Consider the following 23,340-nt stretch of genomic DNA (forward strand, 5'->3'; position numbering starts at 1 on the left):
TGGCGTCAGTCCCGCTTGATGTGCAGGCTCAGGCTATGCCGCAAACCGTCGATCGCTGTGCATAAAGCCTCAACCACTGGCGTCACTGCATCGCGGTCAGCATTTTCACATGCGCCTTCCAAGGCTTCACAGCAATTGACCAACGCCTGGGCCTTGACCATGCGAGCCCCACCTTTTATGCGATGAGCCAAGTCATGCAGCGTGGCGAATTCCGCCTCATGCTGTTGCAGCGTCAGCAGCCGCGAGCGATCCTCTGCGAGACTACTGAGCAGAGCCGCCAGCAGCTCGTCGAGCACAGAAGCGTCGCCGCTTGTCAACGAGGTCAGCGCGCTTAAATCACACACGGGTTCGTGCTCATCCCTGACGGCTGCTGCAGTGCGCGAGGCCAATGCCGCGCGCAAATCATCCAGCCCGGTCGGTTTGAACAGACAACCGTCCATGCCCGCTTGCCTGCAGCGCTCGGTCTCATCCGGCTGTGCATTGGCGGTAAAACCCAACAGCAGGCAGGGTGCCAGGCCACGCTGCTTCTCCTGGGCTCGGATATTACGCGCCAATGTGTAGCCATCCATGACCGGCATGTTGCTGTCGGTGATTACCCCATCAAAGCTCCCGGCCAGCCACAGTGCCAAGCCCTTGGCGCCATCTTCGGCAGTGACGATGTCATGCCCCAGGAACCTCAACTGTCGAGACAGCAGCAGCCGGTTTGCCGGATAGTCATCGACCACCAACAGGTTCAATGCCTGCGTCGGTGGAACACGTTCGTCAGGCGGGGAAACCGGTGCCGCCGTGGTCACCGTCAGCGCCAACGTCACGTCCACCCGCGTCCCTTTGCCCAGCACACTGCTCAAGCGCAACTGGCCTCCCATCATTTCGCACAGGTTGCGGCTGATCACCAATCCAAGGCCGGAGCCGCTGCGCGCCGATTGCTCATTATTGCTGGCCTGGAAAAACGCGCTGAACAAACCCTGCTGGTCTTCGGCGCTGATGCCAATGCCGGTGTCCTCCACATACAATCTCAGTTTCAACTGATCGCCGGGCAAAGCCGGTAGGCACTGGGCGCCCAAGCGCACCTGGCCGGCGGCGGTAAACTTGATGGCATTGCCCAGCAGATTGGACACCACTTGCTTGAAACGCAGAGGGTCGATCAGCACCTGTCGGTCGGTCAGCGGGTCGAACTCCACTTGCAGCGTCAACCCCTTGTCCCGCGCCAGCCCCTCGAAGACGCGCGCCACGGACGCCAACAGTTCGCGGAGGTTGGCAGGCGCCAGGGTCAGGGACAGGTGGCCGGACTCTATCCGCGCAATATCCAAGATATCACCGATCAGTTCCAACAGGCTCCGGGACGCCATCGACGCCACCTCCAGCGCATCTTGATCGACGCGGCCCTGCTCGGCATTTTTCTGGGCCAACTCGATCATGCCGATCACCGCATTCATGGGCGTACGGATCTCATGACTCATCGTTGCCAGAAAGGTGGTCTTGGCACGGTTAGCGGCGTCGGCCTCCTCTTTGGCCTCCTGTAACTGGCCCAACAGGCGCTGGCGTTCGCTGACATCGACCCAGCCGGCGATCATGCCCACGACGTTGCCGTTACTGTCACGGTACGGCAGCATCCACTGGTAGATGGTCAACACACCGCCACCGGGAACCTTGAGCACACGGTCCTGAATCTGCGGCTCGCCCCGCTCCATCAGGCTCAAGTAATCGGCATGGAACGACTGCGCCTGGGGCGGGTTGCCGGTGTCGGTTTGCACCACGGTCTTGCCAATCACGTCCTCCAGCTTGAAGCCAAACACATCAAGGTAAGCGTTGTTGCAAGCCATCAAGCGGCCCTGACGATCACGCACGTAAATCGGGTGCGGCGTGCCATCGATCAGCACGCTCATAAAACGCATCTGGTCGCTCAAGGCCCGCTCGGCCTGGGCGCGCTTGTGAATCAGATTACGCAGGTACAGCACCCAGCCCAGTGTGATCAGCAACAGCAGCGCAGCCAGGCCGAACCCTTGGATAATCACGTCGCGATGACGGTCCCAGTAGCTGTCTTCGATAATTATCTCGCTGCCCCAGCGGTTGGTCAGTTCGTCCATTTCTTCCGGCGTGATACTCAACAGCGCCTTTTCGAGGATCGAGTGCAGCTCCAGGTGGCTGCGATTGACACCGAAGGCAATCCGCGCGGGTTCCGTACCGACGGTACTGGTGATATGCAAGCGATCACGGAAATGGCGCGCGATCATGTAGCGTGCACTGATCAGCGAAATAACGGTTGCATCCGCACCGCCCTTGGCGACCAAATCCATGGCCTGCTCAGGGTTCTCGACATTGACAAATTCGATGCCTGGATAGGCTCGGGCAATTTGCGCGGCAAGGCTGTTGCCGCCAATAAACGCCAGGCGTTTGTCGGGCATGTCCTCCAGCGTCACCAAGTGCTCGTCTCCGGCGCGCGCCACCAGCACATAGGGGCTGGAGAGGTACGGCCGGGTAAAGCTCAGCTTTTCCGAGCGCTCGACGCTCGGCGTGATCACCGCCAGCATATCCACTTTACCGCTACTGACCTCGTCGATCTGTTGAGACAGCGAACTGCCCTGCACCACTTCAAACTTCAAACCCGTGCGCAAACTGATCCGCGACAGCAGCTCGTCGCTCAACCCGACAAACTGCCCTCGCTCAGTGAAGAATGACAGCGGCACGAACTTGTCGAGCGCCGCAACGGTCACCCTTGGATGCTTCTCCATCCAGCGCTGCTCATTCTCACTCAGGCGCAACCGGTCGGCGGCCAGGAAACCACTGTCGCCGGCGCTCCAGCGGCGCAGGATTTCCATCTGCAGGCCAGCCGGGATAACGGCCAGCGCGGCGTTGATGATGTTCAGCAGGCGGATGTTGTCCTCGGTGAAAGCAAACCCGAACGGGTTGACCTCCAGTGCGGAAAAATCTGCCATGCGGACATTATTGAGATGGTTCTTGTTGATCAGGTAGCGGGTGCTGATGGCGTCGCCCAGATAGACATCGGCCTGGCCGAACGCCACGGCGCCAATGGCTTGGTGGGTCGAGCCATACAGCAGCAACTGCGCCTTCGGGTAAAAGGCTTGGACCGCGTCCGGCTGCATGTAGTGGTAGAGCATCGCTACACGCTTGCCCGCCAGGTCAGCGCTCAATGAATGGCTGTCACCCGCACGGGTCACCAGTACGGGTTGATCATTGGCATACGAGCGCGACAGTACCAGGTCCGTATCCGCCGCTTCATAGCCATTGGCCGAGCCGACCAGATCCACCTCGCCCCGCTTGAGTGCTTCAATCACTTCATCGCGGGTGTCGTAGCGTCGGACCTCGATAGGGATGTTTAAAATAAGGCTGACCAGCCACGTATAGTCAGCGGTGATCCCTTCAAAATCATTGTCGTTGCTCAGGTCGAAAGGTGCGTAGTCCGGCGCCGACACCCCCATCACCAGCAGGCGCCGCTCGCGCAGCCAGCGCCAGTCGCTTTCTTCAAGCTCCAGGCGTGGGTTTTCGAGGGTGGAATGGCCGAAGAGCCGCAGTGCATGTGGCTCATCCAGGGCCATCGCTGCACCGGGCAGCAGCCCCGTCAGCAAGATGACCGTGACGATCAACAGCCGCGCGGTGTTCATTTCAGATCAGATGATTGCGCTGAGCGAACTTGGACAGGTGCACCACCGAGGACATACGCAACTTCTCCTTGAGTCGCGTCTTGTAGGTGCTGATGGTCTTGTGGCTCAGCAGCATGTCCTCGGCGATTTCCTTGTTGCCCAGGCCCAGGGCGAGTTTTTGCAGCACCGTCAATTCGCGGTCGGACAGCGCGTCCACCAGTTCCTTTTCGGTCGTCTGCAAATCGTCGCGGCGTACTGAACTGGTGGCCACGCTGGGGAAGCAACTGTAACCGGACCTGATCGCCCTGATCGCCTTCTGCAGTTCATCGAGTTCACCTGTCTTGTTGACAAAGCCCATCGCCCCCGCACGCATGCAGCGGGTCGAGAAGAACACGGCCAGGTACGAGGTCAGCACCAGAATTTTGCAAGGCAGGCCCAGCGCCTTGATCCGAGTGATCACCTCAAGCCCGCCAAGCTTGGGCATTGCCAGGTCGAGGATGACCAGATCCACGCGCTGCTCACGCGCAAGCTGCATGGCGTCGGCGCCGTTGCCGGCTTCATAGATTTCATCGAAGCCTTCCTGCTTCAGCAGGTACTTCACGGTGGCGCGTATAAAAGGGTGATCATCAACAATTAACGCTTTGCTCATAAGACTCCCCGAGGGATCAGTACGCTTACATATCACACGGGACCTATCTACCTGTGAGAAGTAACAGTTCCGACAAACGGTGCTGATTACTCTGCATGACACTTCAGGCAGTACAGACCCCTCCTTTTGATAAAGCACGGTAAACACGTAGAGCTACGCCCTTGTTCCCGGGGCGCAAGCGTGCAACCTTAGCAATGGCTTGCCTTATAAAATGAAGGGATAGTCTCAATTGCTTGTAGGACTTTTCCTCGCTATAGCATAGTAGGCCTTGTGGCGATGAACGCCCGACAGCGGGGACTGACGGGCGCATCCTCGGTTATTGCCAGCCAAACTTACGGATGTAGTAGCCCTTCACCGCCTGGGTCAGGCCCATGTAGGCCAGCAGGATCAGGGGCAGGAACACGAAGTACAGCGATGGCAGCGCCTGCAACTTGAAGTAGTGCGCCAGCGGCCCCATCGGCAGGAAAATCCCCACCGCCATGATCCCCCCGGTCATCACCATCAATGGCATTGCCGCACGGCTTTGCAGGAAGGGAATTTTCGGCGTACGAATCATGTGCACGATCAGCGTCTGGGTCAGCAGCCCCACCACGAACCAGCCGGACTGAAACAAGGTCTGGTGGTCGGGCGTGTTGGCATCGAAAACGTACCACATGAGCAAAAACGTGATGATGTCGAAGATCGAACTGATCGGCCCGAAAAACAGCATGAAACGCCCGACATCGCCCGGTTGCCAGCGTTGTGGTTTGCTGAGCATTTCTGCATCGACGTTATCGAACGGGATCGCGATCTGTGAAATGTCGTACAGCAGGTTCTGCACCAGCAGATGCATCGGCAGCATCGGCAGGAACGGAATGAACGCGCTGGCCACCAGCACCGAGAACACATTGCCGAAGTTGGAACTGGCAGTCATCTTGATGTACTTGAGCATGTTGGCGAAGGTACGGCGGCCTTCCAGCACACCCTCCTCCAGAATCATCAGGCTCTTTTCCAGCAGGATGATGTCAGCGGCTTCCTTGGCGATATCCACCGCACTGTCCACCGAAATACCGATATCCGCCGTGCGCAGCGCTGGCGCGTCGTTGATGCCATCGCCCATGAAGCCCACCACATGCCCGTTGGCCTTGAGCAGACGTACGATGCGCTCCTTGTGGGACGGCGTCAGCCTGGCAAACACATTGGTGATTTCTACAGCCTTGGCCAGCTCGGCGTCGGTCATGTCTTCTATATCGTTGCCCATCAGCAGGCCCTGTTGCTCAAGGCCCACTTCGCGGCAGATCTTTGCGGTGACCAGTTCGTTGTCGCCGGTCAGCACTTTTACTGCGACACCGTGGGCTTTGAGGGCCTTGAGGGCCGGCGCGGTGCTTTCCTTCGGCGGGTCGAGGAAGGCCACGTAGCCGATCAGCGTGAGGTTTTTCTCATCCGCCAGGCTGTAGGTGTCGCGCCCCGGCGCCATCGGTTGCGCCGCCACGGCGACCACGCGCAGGCCTTCTTCGTTGAACGCGGCGGTGACTTGGCGAATACGTGCCAGCAATTCGTCGCTCAGTGCCTCGTTGGTCTCGCCATGGCGCACAGCGCTGCACACCGAGAGCACTTCCTCCACCGCTCCCTTGCAGATCAACAAGTGCGGTAAACCTTGCTGCGCCACCACCACCGACATGCGGCGGCGGTTGAAGTCGAACGGGATCTCATCGACCTTGTGGAACGCAGTGCCGACCTTCAGCTCGCGATGGACCTCCACGTGCTCCAGCACCGCCACGTCCAGCAGGTTTTTCAGGCCGGTCTGGTAGTAGCTGTTGAGGTAGGCCATTTCCAGTACGTCGTCGGACTCTTTACCCCACACGTCGACATGGCGTGCCAGGAAGATCCGGTCCTGGGTCAGCGTGCCGGTCTTGTCGGTGCACAGCACGTCCATGGCGCCGAAGTTCTGGATCGCATCCAGGCGCTTGACGATGACTTTTTTGCGCGACAGAAACACCGCGCCCTTGGCCAGGGTGGACGTGACGATCATCGGCAGCATTTCCGGGGTCAGGCCCACGGCAATCGACAGCGCGAACAGCAGCGCTTCGGTCCAATCCCCCTTGGTGAAGCCGTTGATAAACAGCACCAACGGCGCCATCACGAACATGAAGCGGATCAGCAACCAACTGACCTTGTTGACGCCCTGCTGGAACGAGGTGGTCGCGCGGTCGGTGGCCGTGACGCGCTGTGCCAATGCGCCGAAGTAGGTGCTATTGCCGGTGGTCAGAATCACCGCCGTCGCCGCGCCGGACACCACGTTTGTGCCCATGAACAGGATGTTTTCCAAGTCCAGCGGGTTGCGGGTCTTGGCGTCCTGTTGCTCGGCGAACTTCTCCACCGGCATCGATTCCCCGGTCATTGCCGCCTGGCTCACGAACAGGTCCTTGGCAGTGAGCACGCGGCAATCGGCGGGGATCATATCCCCAGCCGACAGCACGATGAGGTCACCCGGCACCAGTTGCTTGATCGGCAATTCGACGCGTTTGGCTTCGTCCCGGCGCAGCACCGTGGCGGTATTGCTCACCATCGCCTTGAGGGCATCGGCGGCCTTGTTGGACTTGGCCTCCTGCCAGAAACGCAGCAATGTCGACAGCACCACCATGGAGAAAATCACCGTGGCGGCCTTCATGTCTTCGGTCAGCCAGGAAATCACCGCCAGCAGCGTCAGCAGCAGGTTGAACGGGTTTTTGTAGCAGTGCCAGAGGTGCATCCACCAAGGCAGCGGCTGCTCGTGCTCGACTTCGTTGAGGCCGTATTGCACGCGCAGTGCGTCGGCTTCCTGGGTGTTCAGACCCTCGCCATGACTGCCCAGCGTACCGAGCAATTGCACAGCACTGTTGTTGGCCGCAGCGACCAGGGTTTGCGCCAGGGTCGGCGGTACTTCGCGGCTGACGCTGGCGTCGGTCACGGTTTCAAGCATCGCCAGGCGGCGGAAATGCCGGGCGATGTGCCGGGTCCGCAGAAAGCCGGCAAAGAACTCTTTCAAGACAGTGAAGTTCATGGTGTTACTCCTGCGCGAGGAAACCGTCGTGCAGGTACGGCCGTCTGCACCGCGCCCGCTTCATAGGCACAGTCAGCTTGGCCCGCCCGCCGCAAAAGGCAGGCGCGTCCGTAGCATCCCGAGGTCAGTCAGGTGCTGGTCAGCGTCGATGAGAGGGATTCGGGGCAACGGCCAGGAATGGCCGTTGCCGGGATGCCGCTTCTCGCTTTTTATTGGCGAGACAACGGCATCGAAAGCATGCGCGTTACCTTGCCAAGTCCGTGCCGGTTACCAGAACCGGCCGACTACTGTCACTCGAACAAGTACCCACTGAGGGTCTCCGCAATTGATGAAAACGCGCGAAGCTTACGCCCCGACCAAACCGTAGGAAAGTGCCCGCGCGGGGAATAAGAGGATTCTTCAGGATGGGTTCAGGAAGCGCTTATTTGAACCCATGTGAGGGCTGGCTTGCCTGCGATGGTCATAGATACCTACACAGCTTTCAACGGCTGACAGATCTCTCTGTGGCGAGCGGGCTTGTCCCGCTCGCCACAACGGCCCATTCAATGGAGTTTCAGGGTCGAGCTAAAATTGTGTAGATACCTATGCTGCGATGGCGTCAACTCGGTATGCCTGATGTACCGAGCTGTCTGCATCGCAGGCAAGCCAGCTCCCACAGGGGACGATGTACATTCCTGACTATGCGGTCGCAGGTCGATCCCGCTCAACCAACGCCAGGTACTCATCAACCCGGCCACTCGCCAGCGCCTTCACCTGAATCGACACATTATTCAATTGCCGCCCCATCGTGACGCCCTCTCGGATGCGCACCTGCACATACCCAAGCCTGGGCCAGAAGCGTTCGGCCCTGGTATTGCCGATGACCACCGTCAACCGAAACCATCGCGCGCCGTTGCGCACAGCCCACACCTCAAGGTCCGCATGCAGCCGTTGCGCCAGCCCGGAGCCATGCAGACGCACATCCACCAGCAACAGCCCGATATGCCAGACGCCGAGGGCCAACAAATCCGCCGCAATGTTCACCACCGCGACCAACCGCCCTTCAGCATCGCGATACCCCAGCCAATACATCCGGCGGCAGGTCCACCCGGCGGGTAATGGCTCCTGCAGTTCTTCGTGCGCTTGCGTCGGCGTGGCCGGCTCGCCATTGACCGCGATGAAATAATCCGGCGCCCGCTCAAAAAACCGCTGCAGCTCGGCCTCATCACTGGAGGCCAACTCAACCACCTGAATGCCCTTAAGGAAGCACCCCGGCAGCACATATGAATCAACGTCCATGTTTACCCGCCTTTAATCATCCCGCGTCAGCACTTCCAGCAACTCAATCTCGAAGCGCAGATTGCTGTTGGGCTTGATATGCGCGCCCATCGACCGCTCGCCATAGGCCAGGTGCGCCGGCACGAACAAGCTGCGTACCCCGCCGACCTGCATGCCCATCAGCCCTTGGTCCCAGCCCTTGATCACCCGCCCGGTGCCAATCACGCACTGGAACGGCTTGCCGCGTTCCCAGGAAGAATCAAACACCGTACCGTCTTCCAGGGTGCCAGTGTATTGGGTGGTGATCAGCGCACCCTTGACCACGGTTTTGCCGGTGCCGGGGCGGATGTCGGTGATTTGGAGTTCGTTGTTGCTCATGGGGTTCTCGTTGAATGCCTGGGTATATACACGCACGCGCAACATGTAGTGAGCGGGCTTGCCCCGCGCTGGGGCGCGAAGCGGCCCCAATAAAGACACCGCGGAGTCGCAGGATAAACCCATGTCGCCTGGTTTGGGGCCGCTTCGCGCCCCAGCGCGGGGCAAGCCCGCTCACTACGATAATGGTGTATAGATACCTATGCGTTGGATGCACAAAGCCTTGAAGTTTTCCCGGAATCAGGTGTGTTTGGCAAGTGCGGGAAGCGCCGCATCAGTGACATTTCCCTTTAACTCGCAGGACGTTTCCGAGAGAATCCCAACCGCTTGCGCCGCTCGAATCACGTGGCTAGTCTTCGTCGGTCACTGCCAATTCAGTGACTCGGGGTTTGGTAGACCACGAGTGATTAGGCGCTAAGCGCCCCCTTCTGCAAGGCGCTTTTTTTCGGCCCTGCGTTATGGTGGCCGTGCGCAGGGCACCTTCGGGTGCACCGGGTCCTAATCACCGGTCTACCAATCTGCGTACGGTCACCACCCTAAAGTCGTTTGGTAGCGATGGTGGTGACATTCCAACTTAGATTAGGAGTTGAGCCATGGACAACCCTGTCCCCGCACCACCCGCTTCAGCACCGCACTTCTTCACCACCACCCCAGACCTCAGCTTCGAAGACGCCCTGGCTCACGCCAGCAGCGTGTTGCGTTGCGCGGCCGTCGCCGCACAGACCGCGGGTGATCAATTGGACGGTACTTCACGCACGCTGGTGCTTTCGGTCATGCATCTGGTGGACATGGCCAGTGTGATGGTGGACCGGTCGCTGGAGTGCATGCAGCCGAGCTAAGCGCGGCGCGGCAAGAGGCTTGGCTTCTTGCCGCGAATAAACGCTCGCGATTGGCAGCCGCCTACCGACAATCCAATCGGAAGCACCTGATTTACGCCCTACCGCCCTATCGCCTCTTATGGAGAGCATTCCCCATAAGAGTCCCTGCAATGAACCAAGCTACCAGCCCTGTCCGTGTGTCTGTCGTGCAGTTTGATCCCCAAGTCGGAACGCAGCACCGCACGGCAAACCTGCGACGCAGCCTTGAGCTGGCCACGGAAGCTGCGAACGGCGGCGCCCATCTGATCGTGCTACCGGAACTTTCAAACTGCGGTTATTTCTTCGCCAACCGCCAAGATGCCTTTGAGCATGCCGAAGTCGTTCCTGAGGGGCGAAGCATGCAGGCGTGGATCGATTTCGCTTCCCGGCACCAGGTCTATCTGGCAGCGGGCCTGAGCGAAATCGATGGTGTGCAACTATTCAACACCAGCGTGCTGATAGGCCCGGACGGGTTTATCGGCAAGTACCGCAAAGCTCATCTTTGGAATCTGGAAAAATTGTGGTTCACGCCCGGAAACACAGGTTTCCCAGTCTTCGACACCCCCATCGGGCGTATCGGCATGCTGATCTGCTGGGACATCTGGTTTCCCGAAGTACCGCGCATTCTCAGCCAGCAAGGCGCCGATATCATTTGCAGCCTGAACAACTGGGTATGGACCCCGCCCCCTTTGTTCGATGAGGCCGGAAGATGCATGGCGTCCTACCTGACGATGACGGCGGCACACGTCAATAACGTGTTTATTGCTGCCGCCAGCCGAATCGGTGAGGAGCGCGATGCGCGCTACCTGGGGTGTTCGTTGATTGCTGGCACCAATGGCTGGCCCATCGGCCAGGTAGCGTCGGCCGACCGCCAGGAAATTTTGTTTGCCAATATCGACCTGAGTACGGCGCGTAGCGCGCCGATCTGGAACCGCCTCAACGATCTGCAAAGGGATCGACGCATTGATCTTTACGACCAGATGCTTGGGTACGACCGGCATCCGGCGTTTCCACGCTAAGCGAAGAAGGCGCGCCGAGATGCACCACCCCCCAGTGCATTCGCACCCCCGTCCCCGCGCGATTTCTCTGCACTATCCTGAAGCACAAATGTCCTAACTTTCATGCGTATGCGCCCAACCCCAGGAGAACTTATGACCCAGGATGTCCTCGCCAAAGAAACCAACCGCCGCCAACTGCAGCAGATCATCTCCGGGCTGTCCGACGGCGTGATTCTGGCCGAGGTCGATCAAACTATCCTGTGGGCCAACGAGGCCGCGCTTTCCATGCACGGTGTGGGCGATGTGATGGGGCTGGGCGCCGATGGGCAGCAGTATGCCGAGCGTTTCACCCTGCGCTATCGCAACAACCACCCCCTGCAGCCGGACAGCTATCCCCTTGCCCGAGCGGCAGCGGGGGATGAATTCAGCGATGTGGTGGTGGAAGTCACGCCCGCCGACGATGAGGCAAAGACCTGGGTGCACCGCGTGCGCAGCCTGGTCATCACCGACGCCAAGGGCGAACCGGAGTTGCTGGTACTGATCCTCAGCGACGCCACCGAGTGGGCCAGTGCCGAGCAGCGTTTCGAAAAAACCTTCAACGCCAACCCGGCGCCCGCGGTGATCTGCCGCCTGAGCGACTTGCGCTACATCAAGGTCAACCAGGGCTTTTTGGAGATGACCGGCTACAACCGCGACCAGGTCATCGGTAAATCCGTCTATGAACTAGATGTGCTGGAGCAGGCCGAACGCAAGGACCTGGCCATCCAGCGCCTGGGCGAAGGCGCGACCATCCCCCAGATGCAGGCCGAACTCAGGCTTCCCAGAGGCGGCACCAAGCTGGTGATTGTCGCCGGCCAGCCGTTGGACATGAACGAAGAGGATTGCATGCTGTTTTCCTTCATGGACCTGGAGCCCAGGCGCAAAGCAGAAATCGCCCTGCGCCAGAGTGAGGAACGCTTTGCCAAGGCCTTCCGCCTGACGCCGGTGCCGACCCTGGTGTGCAGCGCCGACAACCGGCAGGTGGTGGACGTCAACGAAGCCTTCATGAGCATCACCGGCTATATCAGCGAAGAGCTGATCGGCAAGTCCATCGAAGACATCGACTTTATCGACAGCAAGTCTGCCTGCGACCACCTGTTCGCCACCCTGGAAAAGTCCGGCAACCTCGATGGTCTGGATCTCAAGGTGCGCAAGAAAGGTAACGAGGTGATCGACTGCGTAGTGTCCGCCGACACCGTGCTCATCCAGGACGCGCCGTGCTACTTGCTGGTGATGATGAACATCACCGAACGCAAACGCTCCGAGCTGGAACTGGTGGCCGCCATCGAGGAAGTGATGCAGGACGCCTCGTGGTTCAGCCAGACACTCATCGAAAAACTGGCCAACGCCAAGAGCGTCAACAGCCCTAACCAGCCGAATATCGCATTCACTGACCTCACGGCCCGTGAACGCGATGTGTTGGGTCTGATCTGTGAAGGCTTGGCCGACAAGGAAATCGCCTCGCGCCTGAAACTGGCGCCCAACACCGTGCGTAACCATGTGGCCACGGTCTATTCCAAACTGGGGGTGCACAGCCGCAGCGCCGCCATCGTCTGGGCCCGGGAACGCGGGCTGTTTGCCGGTGAAGTGCGCCTCAAGAAGCGCTCATGAAAAGTGCAAATGCACTAGTGCGCCTAGTGCGAATTCGCCTTATTGGCGTGCAGGGCAAGCAATAACCTTCAGGGGTCGAACATTCGTCCCCGAAGGAAGCCACATGTTTACCCTCGCCCAACTGCGAAATTGCATCGAAGAAGGCCTGTCGCCGCTGACGTGTGAATTTACCCTGTGCCGGGACGCGTCCCTCACCCTCAAGGTCTACGATGCCGAAACCGGCCGTGTCGACCTGGTGGTGACCGGGATCAGCACCAACCGGCTGCAGACCCCGCAAGAAGTCGAAAAAATGGTGGAAGAACTGCGTTACGAATTGCAAAGCAACACCGTGGGCAAGCTCACGCTGGATGACTGGCCTTCAACGACGCCCCGATGAAATAGAACACCCCGCCCCCAACGATAAACGCCCCCAGCATGTAGAACATGGCCTGCGGCGGCAGGCTGGCCAGCACCAGCCCACACAACACCGGCCCCAGGGCGGCGCCCAGGTTGGACAGGTTTTGCGCGCCGTAGTACATGCCGCGCAGATGATCCGGAGCGATACGGTCGATAAACATATACTCGGCGGGAAACACAATGATCTCCCCCACGGTGAACACCGCCATCGCCAGCACCCACCACAGCACGCTATTGGCCAGCGCGAAACCGATGATCCCCAGCATGAACATGCCCAAGCCGGCGATCAGCCACTGGCCCAGGTAGCGGTGGGAAATGCGCCGCCCAATCACGTACTGCAAGGCAATCACCAGCACTGCGTTGGTGGTCAGCACGGTGCTGATTACGGTGTAGGTGTATTCAGCCGTAGTGGTGATCACCAGGTACTGCGACAGCCAGGCGACGAACTGGCCGAACACCACGGCGCTGAGCACGCCGCCGAGGGTGAAGCACACCAGGCGGCGATCGCGCAGCAACACGCGGCCGACGGCGAGGAACGGAATCGGCTTTTGCGCCGCATCGACAGTGGCCAGCGTGCGGTCCCCCCAACGCCAATACAGCAGGAAAAACCCTGCCCCCAGCAGCGCCGAGAGGATAAACGGCAAGCTGATGTCCAGCTTGGCAATCATCGCGCCAAAAAAAGGCCCTACGGCATAACCGATGTTGGTCAGGGTGTACTTGATGGAAAACACTTCACTGCGCGCACCTTCAGGCAACAGGCTGGCGAAGCCGGCTTTGACCGCGATATCGATCACCGCGTAAGCCAGGTTGATCATGATCAGGCAGCTGTAGAACGCCCAGATATGCTGCGCGAGCACCGTGCCGATGAAACCCAGCACAAACAGCACGCTCAGGCCCAGCAGCAAGCGATAACTGTTGATGCGGTCGACCAGGAATCCGCCATACACACTGAGGAGCGAGCCGACGATCAGCGAGCTGCCGATGACCAGACCGACCTGGGTGATGTCGAGATCGAAGTGGCTCGTGAGGTAGATCACCAGGTACGGAAACGTGATGGCCTTGGCCAGCGTGAGCATCAACGTGGCGCTCAGCAACAGGTTCACGGTGCGAGGGTAGTTTCTTATTGTGGCAAGCATCCTGCTCTCTTTCTTGAAGGTAACGCGGCGTTTATAAGCCGGTTACCTTAACCCAGAGCAGGCGCAACGGGCACCGTCATTTTTTCACGGGTGTGATCTCAAGAATGGTGCCGTTGGTGGTCTTGAGCAGCACGTATTTATCGCCAACCCGCGTCCACTGGCTCTCGTCCTCAGGCTGTTTGAGCCCGCGCTTTTTCCAGTCGCCGAGCGCCGATTCCTTGCGCATCAGCATATCCGGGGCGCGGTCACCTTCTTTCAGGTCACGGGCATTGATATTCGAAGGCTGCACGGTCTCTTGAGGGGTATCGCCGGCTTGCACGATAAAGCTTGCGGTGGACAGGCTGGCGGCGACCAGCAGGCAGGCAACGAGGGATGTGGATTTCATGGGTGCTCCTTGAATGAATGACGCGTACCCAGGTTCGGACCGCTGCCGCGCGAAATCATTCAGCCCGAACGTGCGGCGCACTACCTGTGTAACGCATGGGTTGATCAAACGCCCGGCAACATGGCCATTCACTTCGCTTTCCAGGCCATCTTCATGCGCTACAGCACCCTGCTCCCCCCAGATCCCTTGATCTCTGCGCTCAACGCTCGCGATACTTCGCTGACGAGCCGGCTGACGAAAAAAATCCAGACGCTGAACGCCCAGATACTGGAAGTACTGGCGCAACAGCCGACCTTTGCCCAGTGCGTGCAACACGTCTTCAATCAAACATTCCCGACATTACCCGCGCCGGTGGCCGTGGACAAAACCTTCATCCGCATCGACGCGGCGGCCCCGGTCGATGCGCCGGATAAACCTGCCCAGGTTTCATCGCACGACACCGAGGACACAGCGCTGCCCGCAGCCCAAGTCCTGGACGTACAGCCTTTACTGCCGACGCTGATGGATGCGGTAGTCAAACGCATTGCCAGCCAGACGCCGGCTGCCTATGCCAACCAAACCACCGCGTTTCATCTCAGTTCCAGCGGCGAAGACAGCGCACCGGACCTGGGCTTCACTCCGGCCGCGTTCGACGATTTCCTCAATACCCTCGCCGGCGACCTGACGGCTCGGTTCAAGGCACACCAGGCCGAGTACTGGGACGGCCCCGCAGAGGGTGCCGACACCCGTTCCTGCCTGCAGTGGCTGGGCGAAAAGCGGCTTGAGCTGATGAAGGCCGAGATTGAATTGCTCAAGATCGACGGCGTCGTCGAGGGCGCGAGCGAGCTGCTGCTGATGCAGGTCGCGCGCACGCCGGATGCACTGTCCCGCCAAGCGCTCAAGGGCGACAAGCCTTGCGCCTACGGGCTGACAGTCAGGGACAAGCTGTCCAGTGATATCCCGCTGTACGGCGCCTTTGTGATCACGTCCCGCGACCACGAAACGCCACAGGCGCGCCCCGAAGACGAGGTGCAAACGCCAGCGGCCCGAGAGGTGGCACCCCAGGCCAACGTCGGCCCGGTGCTTTTATTCCTGCCGGCCAGCGGGTTTGAGGCGTTTGACTCGCTGGCCAACCTCGACCTGGAACTGCATCGACGCTTGAACAGCCCTCTCGAATTCTCAGACATCCTGGCCCTGATGAGCGAGTACGACCGGGCCTCCGGCCTGGCGTTTCATCAGCAACAGAACCTCAGCGGGCAGTTTCGCTATACCGAACGGCTGGAGTCGGTTTTCAGCGATGCCATTGATTCGCTACGCACCCAGGTCGAAGAAAACTTCACTTGGATGGTCGCCCATTACCAGCGGCTGGCGAGTGAACTGGACATCACTCAACTGCCCGACAGCCTTGACCGAACAACCGATATCACGCCCGCTTTCGACGCCGCCGGCTTACTCGCCGCCCGGCAACGGAAAAAGGCCCGCCGGCAGCTTGAGCAATTTCTCAAGGCCGCGACCGCGGACGACAAACAGCAATGGGAACAGGCTGTACACGCTTACGCCGAGCACTTGCTGAGGCTATCCGGACCGCAAGCCCTGCCATCGCTGTCGCAGTACAGCGACCCGGCTTCATTGTTGGCGTACAGCAATGAACAACTGCGTCGGGTGCTTGAGGCCGAACACGGCCTGATGGTCGACCCGGATGACATCCTCATCCACACCAAAACCTATGCGCCACGGCTGATCGGCAGCTACGTGGCCGGCGGCAAACCGCAGCCATCCGCGCCGGGCACGCCGGTCTTCACTACCCGTGAACTGACGCTGACTGAACTTGCCCTGGAAAATATCGAGTGGCTGGACCTCAACTTCACCAACTTTTCCCGCCTGACCGATAAAAAACAGGCGCCCTTTACCGCGTTGACGGTCGCGCAAGTCAAAGACCTGGTGCGCACTGTCAATATCGGCAACAGCTACGAGCAGTTTCTCAAGGCACGCCTGATCACCTCGCCATCGGCCCAGGCCGAGCAGCAACGCTACACCGAGGTCATGGCGCTGCAACTGCAGGTTGACGCGCTGGAGGCAAAAATCGCCGGCGACTTCCTGGCGGACCGACTGGACCGAGGCTTCAACTGGGTGACGAGTGTGCTTGCCGGGCCGACGGATGACGACAAACGCGCGCGCGTCGAAGGGCATCGCATCATCGTCAACGCGTTGAAGCTGCGCGGCGAACGCGTGCGCGGCGTGCTGGTGTTTTCAGCCGCTTCACAGGGGGTTGCCTCGCGGGTGGTCTACACTCCCATGAGCCCAAGCGGGCGCGTGTTTCACGAATACACTGATGCCTCCGCCATGCACCGAGACTTCATCAACCACAGCGCCTGGCAGGATTACCTGGTCGGCCGCGTGGCCCTGACCGCGCAACGCAGAATCAGGCAGTTGCTCAAAGGCGGCGCCAAAGATCCGGTCATCGCCCTGGCGCGCATCGCCGATAACGTCCTCGAAGAGGCCTACCAGACCGAAGCGTCGGCGGTGATCAACGACGCGAATGCGCAGTCAACCAGCACCCAGGAAGCCAATTACGAAAGCGCCACGACGCTGATAACGGCAGGCCTGGACATTGCGACGATGTTTTTTCCGGTGAAGGTCATGCTGCCCATCGGCCTGGCCAGAAGCTGCCTCTCGGTAATCAATGCCGTGGACTCGGCGCAACAGGGTGATCGCGCAGGCGCTGCGCAGTACATCGTGCGGGCACTGGGCGAGTTGGTGGGCGCGGTGCTGGACGGCGCCGTGGGCGGCGCCAAGTTGGCACGCCCGCGTACGCTGACGAGCGCGCGCTCAGGTCTGGACCGCAAGCTGGCGCTGAAAAAACCGCCTGAAGATGTCAAGCTTCTGCAAGGTTGGGAGACGCAGCACATTTACGTACGGGATGTCGTGGAAGCGGGCACCTACCAGGCGCCCCGGCACTTCCTCGAGGAAAACGGCCGCTGGTATTCAATCGCCCGCGACAGCGATGCCCAGGTATGGCGACTCAAGGACCCCAGACGCGCACCCAGTGCCTATAAAGGCCAGCCGCTTTATCGCAACCCGCAAGGCCTGTGGGAAATTCGTTCGCCGCACCTGGGCCTGCGCGGCGGCGCGCCCTTCCCGACCGGACCGCAAAGAGCGCTGATGGACCTGTTCCCTCACCTGAATCCGGCACAGGCCCAGCGAGTACTGGATTCGTTTGTATTTCCGGTACACCGTGAGCTTGAACTGCAGACCGCCCTGGTTCAGCAGCTCAGGAACGCGCCCAACCAGCTCGATGAATTTATCCCATACCTCAGGGTGACATCCGAGCGTCTCAGGATCCGGCTGGAGGGGCGAGAGGTGCCCGGCTCGATGCCGGTGGCCATCGAGCCTGTGCCGGGGCCCAGCCGTGCGCCGGACGCCCCAACCGGATTGCCTGCATCGCGACCTGCACGCCCACCCGAGGAGCGTTTTATCGACTGGGGGCAACACTTCGATGCCCAAGCGGTAGAGGCGGTCGCTGGACGTTCGGGGATCTGGCGCAAGCGCGACGTCACGCCGGGCCAGGTGTCCACCGAATACGTGCAGATGGATGGCCGCTATTACCCGATCCTGGCGGGCGGCGAAGCGTCCGCCGTCACCGGGTCCAGAGCCGTTATCGTCCCGAGCGACCGCGCCTGCTCGACATTTGTGCAGTTCGAAGACCTCCTGCACCGCTATCCCTACGATCAACCCAGGATCGTGGAATACAGCGGTTCGCTGCAGCGCTGGCTCATCAGCTCGCAGTTGCCGTTTCCCGCCCCTGTGGCGCGCCAACTGAGCCGCATCTTCCCCAGCATCACCTCGCACTCGCTTACCCGCCTGGGGGCGGCACTGTTCAACCACAGCAGCCCGACAGGACTGAATGCCAGCGGCTACTCCCGACTGATACGCACACTGCACGACTGGACCATCTGGTCGCGCCACACGGCTGCGGCACCGCCAGGGTTGCCCTCGACCCTGATGAGCGATCCGCTGACGCTGCTTACGCCCGTGCCGCAAATACCGCACGCACGTGCGTGGCCACTGCACTCAACCGCACGCTTTGACATCGTCTGGTTCCGGACCCACCGCGTGGACGCCAGCTTGACGGCCAATGTGGTAGCGACGCCCAACATTAGACGCGTCAGAGAGCTGATCCGAGCCTTGCTGGTAGACAGTCACTATGAAATGTTCGGCGCCCGCCATGCCAATGAGTTGATCTTTCGCCGCGAAGGACGCCCCACCGTGTATTGGCTGACCGTAAACCGCACGGATTCCGCCCTGGTATCGGCCCGTCACTACGTCCCGGAGCCCCCAACGGCCTCCCAGCTGTTGCGCCAGTCGTCAGTCGTAAGGGAAATACTTGAGCAAGCCCGCGCGAACGGGCATCTGGTCCCGCTCATAGGCGGTGCCCAACTCAGCGGAGGATGGGACGTTAAACCCTTTATCTTCCGACCTTGAAACGCCTGGCGCGACGATCAGGCCTCGTCGCGCCCGCGCCCATTGGCTGTCTTCCTCGGGCTGCTTGAGACCGCGCTTTTTTCCAGTCACTGACAGCCGATTTCTTGCGCATCAGGATATCCGGGGCACGGTCACCTTCTTTCAGGTCACGGGTGTTGATATTCGAAGGCTGCACGGTTTACTGGGGGGTATCGCCGGCTTGCACTACAAAGCTGGCGGTGGACAGGCCGGTGGCGCGCGGGATCATTCACTTGGATTGAGCCTGAGCAAATCCAAACATCGGGTGATTCGCGCAGTCCTTGAGAACTCCATGGCAGAGGGGAGCTGAGGAAAATTGATCTATTTATCACTGAGAAAAATATTGAAGTACTGCCTACTCCCTTATTGTTTTTTGCTATCGAATACCATTCGAATCGATTTAAAAAACTGTCAAATATAACAGTGGCGCGGCAACTATAAAAACCAATACTCTTAATATATTGAGGATGCACAATCATCGACAGCCTCGATTCGGAAAACACACATAGTCCTATGCTTGCGAAAGCAATTTAGCACTCTATATCTATTACTTTGGAGCAGAAGAAATGGCTCGTATCTATGATTACGTAAATGAACCGCGCACCTACTTAGTAACTTTCAGAAAAGGTGATTTTATAAGCTACGAGCTTTTTGGTACAACGCGAGTAGGACAACTTACTGACATCAATGACGACGCGGTGTCCTTTACACATCAAGACGGCTCTACTGAGACTGCGGATCCTGCGGATATCAGTTGGGTACCGGATCCACCATCCTCCACCTCCACTCCACCATTGCCTCCTACTCAGTCCAAGGAGAAAACGTTGGGGTTTGTCGTGAAAACTCTCGGGTTCGTGCCCGTAAACTTAACCGGTAGTCGTAATAGTGTTCTGCCAACGAGCGGCGGCGTGTTTGGCATGTCAGGCGACGCCAGCAACAATCCCGTTATGTCGGCTTATACTGGAGAAGTCCCCCAATATCATGTAGTACCTGGCGGCGTGGTACCTGGCGGCGTAGTGCCGGGCGGCGTAGTGCCGGGCGGCGTAGTGCCGGGCGGCGTAGTGCCGGGCGGCGCAGTGCCGGGCGGCGCAGTGCCAGGCGGCGCAGTGCCGGGCGGCGTAGTGCCGGGCGGCGCAGTGCCAGGCGGCGCAGTGCCGGGCGGCGCAATGCCAGGCGGCGCAGTGCCGGGAACCTTGGTACCGGGCGGTGTAGTAGATTCGTCGGGGAATATCACCAATGCACCCACTTGGACAGTGGGCAGTCCGGAGTACATCGCACACTGGGAGAAGGTCTTTGGACGTCCATGGGCAGACCGGGGTACTTTTTAGCGTTGACGTTATATAAAGGAAAGTACTGTGGTTAAGGGCGTTCTCACTAACCAAGTGGGAACGTCCAATCAATCAAAAACTATCCATGGAAATGTGCCTGCCGCCCACACCTGGCTCTGGGTCGAATGAAGGCATTGCCCACGTGAAATAAATCCTGTAAATTTTCATGAAATTAATCGAAATAAATTTCATGAGCCAACAAGAAAAACTCGCCACCCTCGCCGCGCTGATCCACGACCTGCGCAAGCACAAGAAGCTGACCCTCGCCCAGCTCGCACAAAAAATCGAGCGTTCGGTGGGTTTCGTGTCCCAGGTCGAACGCGGCCTGTCGCGCCCGACCGTGGCCGATTTGACCGCCATCAGCCACGCCCTCGACGTGCCCACTACCTATTTCTACAGCCAGCCCAAACCCAAGGCCGTGGATTGGATCACCCGTCCCAACGAACGGCGCACGCTGTATTACGCCAATGGCATCACCGACATTCTCGTCTCGCCAAGCATGACCGGGGCCTTTTCAATGCTCGATAGCCTGTTGGCCCCCGGTGCCAACAGCGGCGAACACACCATGAGCGACCGCGCCGAACAGGCGGGTTTTGTGCTGGAGGGCCAGTTGACGCTGTGGGTCGAGGGTGAAGGCGACGCCGTCACCCTCGGCCCAGGCGACAGCTTCCACCTGGCCAGCTTCGCCCAATGCCGCTATGCCAACCTGACTGACCTGCCCGCCCGCGTGCTGTGGGTTTACAACTAGGAGCAACACCCGTGAAAAGCCATTCCACAGCACTGTTGGCCGAAGTACGGAGCTTTCGCCAGAACCATCCAGACGTGCGTTATGTCGACCTGATCGCCCTGGACATTCCCGGGCATTTCTACGGCAAGCGTTACCCCATCGAGATGCTGGAAAAAGTCGCCGCCGGCAGCCCGTTGAAGTTGCCGCAAAACGCCGTGCTGCTGGGCGCCCAGGGCGGGTTGTTCAAGATTGGCGACTATTGCTTCAACGACGGCGACCCGGATGCCAACCGTCGCTTGGTACCGGGCACGCTCAAGCCAGTGAGCTGGGAATCGCAGCCACTGGGCCAGATGCTGATCACCTCGGACGGCACCGATGCCCCCATCGAATTCGAGCCCCGCGAAGTGCTGGCCAAGGTGCTGGAGCGCCTGCAGCACAAGGGCATCCACCCGGTGGTGGCGTTCGAGCTGGAGTTCTATCTGTTTGACAAAAAACTCGCCAACGGCCTGCCGCAATTCGCCCGTGACCCGCTGAGCGGTGACGCGGACGATCAACCCAACCTGCATATCGAACGGCTGTCACGCTTCAGCGAAGTGCTCGATGACATGGCCCGGACCGCCAAGGACCAAGGCATCGATATCACGGTGATCACCGCCGAAATCGGCCCGGGCCAGTTCGAGATCAACTTCGGCCACGACAGCGATGGCCTGCGCGCGGCCGACTGGGCGGCCCTGTTCTGTCGCAGCACCCGCGGCGTGGCGCGCAAACACGGCTACCGCGCCAGTTTCATGGCCAAACCCTATCTGCAACACCCCGGCAGCGGCATGCATGTGCATGTGAGCCTGTATGACGGCGCGGGCAACAACCTGCTGGCGGCGCACCAGCAACAGGCGCTGCGCCATGCGGTGGCCGGTTGCCTGGAATTACTGCCCCATTGCATGCCGATCTTCTCGCCCAACCACAACGCTTTTCGCCGCCTCGGCGCCACGGTGAATGCGGCGACTCGCGCCAGCTGGGGCTTTGAAGACCGCGACGCCTGCGTGCGCATCCCCGAGTCCGACCCGCGCAACCTGCGCATCGAGCACCGCCTGGCCAGTGCCGACGCCAATCCGTACCTGGTGCTCGCAGCCATCCTGATCGGCCTGGAGCATGGCCTGCAAGCCAAGCGCGAACCCATTGCGCCGCTGAACGAAGACCGCACCAGCGGCACCGACTTTCCCCTGGAAATGCTCGACGCCGTACGCGCCATGCAGCATCAGCCGGTGTTGCGCGATAAGCTGGGGGCTGAATTTGTCGACGTGTATTGCGAGAACAAACGCCAGGATCACCTGGCCTTCCAGCAGGAGATCCATGCGCGCGAATATCGCTGGTTTCTCTAATCCCCCATGGAATCACCTCAGCGAGCCTGGCGCCGGTGCAGCCCCCCCCTGAGCGGTGCGCCGCGATTTTGGACATATCCGTTTTTTGGATCACGGCGGCGATTGGTTTCGCCCTTGCGCAACCCTAAGTAGCCGTCACCGCAGCAACGGATAGGTACTCGGTCAGACGCAAAAAACCGTCGGCCCGAAGGCCGCCATCACTCTACAATGCGTCCCTTCATCTCCCGGGGGCTTCATGGACATCGAACTGGCACGCACCTTCCTCGAAATCACCCGCTGCGGCAGCCTGGCCGCCGCCGCCGAGAAACTGCACGTCACCCAGACCGCCATCACCGCACGGGTGAAAAACCTGGAAAACCAGCTCGGCAGCACGCTGTTCGTGCGCAACCGCGCAGGTGCCAGGCTGACCGCCGACGGCGAGGCGTTCGTGGTGTACGCCAACCAGTTGCTGCAAACCTGGGAAGCCGCCAAGCGTGACCTGCCGTTGCCGGAGGGCTATCGCAATGTGCTGCACATCGGTGGCGAGGTCAGCCTGTGCAATCCATTGATGCTTGGCTGGGCCCAGGCCCTGCGCCAGCACATCCCGGGGCACGCGCTGCGCACCGAAGTGCGTGAAGGCGACTACCTGCTGCGCCAACTGGAGCTGGGTGTCCTCGACGCCGCCCTGGTGTTCCAACCGCAATACTGGCCGGGCTTGCAAGTGGAGCAGGTGCTGGAAGAAAAACTGATCCTGGTGCAGTTGGTCAGCAAGCCGGACCCCTATGTGTATATCGACTGGGGCCCGGGCTTTCGCCAGCAGCATGACGCCGCGCTGCCCGACAAGGCTCGCGCTGCGCTGAGTTTCAACCTCGGGCCGCTGGCGTTGCAGTACATCCTGGAGAACGGCGGCGCCGGCTATTTCCGTACCCGCGTGGTGCAGAGCTACCTGGACAGCGGCGTGATGCAGCGTGTGCCCAAGGCGCCGGAATTCAGTTTCCCCACCTACCTGGTGTATTCGCGGGCGCGGGATTCGGCGGTGTTGCAACAGGCGCTGACGTTGCTGCGCGAAGTGGTCAAGGCCGAAAGTGACTGGTCACAGCGCTGGGACCCGTTGATTTGAA

15 protein-coding genes and 1 pseudogene are annotated in these 23,340 nt (G+C 60.1%); 8 read left to right on the forward strand and 8 right to left on the reverse strand.

Annotated features, from left to right (window positions below):
• Positions 1–5 precede the first annotated feature (5 nt).
• The 5 genes from KVG91_RS02510 to KVG91_RS02530 all read right to left on the reverse strand — a co-directional run bounded on the left by KVG91_RS02510 (position 6) and on the right by KVG91_RS02530 (position 8,908).
• A complete protein-coding gene (locus KVG91_RS02510; protein WP_169374376.1) occupies positions 6–3,623 on the reverse strand; it encodes a transporter substrate-binding domain-containing protein in 3,618 nt (1,205 codons plus the stop codon).
• A gap of 1 nt (position 3,624) precedes the next feature.
• The gene (locus KVG91_RS02515; RefSeq protein ID WP_169374375.1) at positions 3,625–4,251 is read right to left on the reverse strand and encodes a response regulator transcription factor; all 627 of its coding nucleotides are present in this window, start codon (positions 4,249–4,251) and stop codon (positions 3,625–3,627) included.
• 316 nt (positions 4,252–4,567) lie between these two features.
• Entirely contained in the window at positions 4,568–7,273 is a 2,706-nt protein-coding gene (gene mgtA / locus KVG91_RS02520) for a magnesium-translocating P-type ATPase (RefSeq protein WP_169374374.1), read from the reverse strand.
• Positions 7,274–7,951: 678 nt separating this feature from the next.
• Positions 7,952–8,551: a GNAT family N-acetyltransferase gene (locus KVG91_RS02525; protein WP_169374373.1), complete on the reverse strand. Its 600-nt coding sequence runs from the start codon at positions 8,549–8,551 to the stop codon at positions 7,952–7,954.
• A gap of 12 nt (positions 8,552–8,563) precedes the next feature.
• A complete protein-coding gene (locus KVG91_RS02530; RefSeq protein WP_169374372.1) occupies positions 8,564–8,908 on the reverse strand; it encodes an FKBP-type peptidyl-prolyl cis-trans isomerase in 345 nt (114 codons plus the stop codon).
• 590 nt (positions 8,909–9,498) lie between these two features.
• Here KVG91_RS02530 and KVG91_RS02535 point away from each other — a divergent pair.
• The 4 genes from KVG91_RS02535 (at position 9,499) to KVG91_RS02550 (ending at position 12,786) form a co-directional block, all read left to right on the forward strand.
• Positions 9,499–9,744 (forward strand): DUF6124 family protein, encoded by a 246-nt coding sequence (locus tag KVG91_RS02535; protein WP_169374371.1) that lies wholly within the window; start codon positions 9,499–9,501, stop codon positions 9,742–9,744.
• Between the two features lie 149 nt (positions 9,745–9,893).
• Positions 9,894–10,781 (forward strand): nitrilase family protein, encoded by an 888-nt coding sequence (locus tag KVG91_RS02540; RefSeq protein ID WP_169374370.1) that lies wholly within the window; start codon positions 9,894–9,896, stop codon positions 10,779–10,781.
• A gap of 132 nt (positions 10,782–10,913) precedes the next feature.
• Positions 10,914–12,410 (forward strand): PAS domain S-box protein, encoded by a 1,497-nt coding sequence (locus tag KVG91_RS02545; RefSeq protein ID WP_169374369.1) that lies wholly within the window; start codon positions 10,914–10,916, stop codon positions 12,408–12,410.
• Positions 12,411–12,513: 103 nt separating this feature from the next.
• On the forward strand, positions 12,514–12,786 hold the full coding sequence (locus tag KVG91_RS02550) for a DUF1652 domain-containing protein (RefSeq protein ID WP_169374368.1): 273 nt from the start codon (positions 12,514–12,516) through the stop codon (positions 12,784–12,786).
• On the opposite strand, the gene KVG91_RS02555 is transcribed toward KVG91_RS02550, so the two are convergent.
• The gene (locus KVG91_RS02555) at positions 12,749–13,942 is read right to left on the reverse strand and encodes an MFS transporter (RefSeq protein WP_169374367.1); all 1,194 of its coding nucleotides are present in this window, start codon (positions 13,940–13,942) and stop codon (positions 12,749–12,751) included. The two genes, KVG91_RS02550 and KVG91_RS02555, sit on opposite strands and share 38 nt — an antisense overlap.
• A 76-nt stretch (positions 13,943–14,018) precedes the next feature.
• Entirely contained in the window at positions 14,019–14,327 is a 309-nt protein-coding gene (locus KVG91_RS02560) for an RcnB family protein (protein ID WP_169374366.1), read from the reverse strand.
• A gap of 120 nt (positions 14,328–14,447) precedes the next feature.
• Between KVG91_RS02560 and KVG91_RS02565 the strand changes: the two genes are divergently transcribed.
• Positions 14,448–18,788, forward strand: coding sequence for a dermonecrotic toxin domain-containing protein (locus KVG91_RS02565; RefSeq protein WP_169374365.1), 4,341 nt, complete (start codon positions 14,448–14,450; stop codon positions 18,786–18,788).
• 33 nt (positions 18,789–18,821) lie between these two features.
• Here KVG91_RS02565 and KVG91_RS02570 read toward each other — a convergent pair.
• A pseudogene (locus tag KVG91_RS02570) lies at positions 18,822–19,035 on the reverse strand (RcnB family protein); the annotation flags it as partial.
• Between the two features lie 1,289 nt (positions 19,036–20,324).
• On the opposite strand from KVG91_RS02570, the gene KVG91_RS02575 reads away from it, so the two are divergent.
• The 3 genes from KVG91_RS02575 (at position 20,325) to KVG91_RS02585 (ending at position 23,339) form a co-directional block, all read left to right on the forward strand.
• Positions 20,325–20,882, forward strand: a complete 558-nt coding sequence (locus tag KVG91_RS02575) for a helix-turn-helix domain-containing protein (RefSeq protein ID WP_169374364.1) — start codon at positions 20,325–20,327, stop codon at positions 20,880–20,882.
• Between the two features lie 11 nt (positions 20,883–20,893).
• A complete protein-coding gene (locus KVG91_RS02580) occupies positions 20,894–22,240 on the forward strand; it encodes a glutamine synthetase family protein (RefSeq protein WP_169374363.1) in 1,347 nt (448 codons plus the stop codon).
• Positions 22,241–22,475: 235 nt separating this feature from the next.
• Positions 22,476–23,339 (forward strand): LysR family transcriptional regulator, encoded by an 864-nt coding sequence (locus KVG91_RS02585; RefSeq protein ID WP_169374362.1) that lies wholly within the window; start codon positions 22,476–22,478, stop codon positions 23,337–23,339.
• The last annotated feature ends 1 nt before the right edge of the window (position 23,340 follow it).

This window comes from Pseudomonas azadiae (assembly GCF_019145355.1).
Lineage (GTDB): Bacteria > Pseudomonadota > Gammaproteobacteria > Pseudomonadales > Pseudomonadaceae > Aquipseudomonas > Aquipseudomonas azadiae.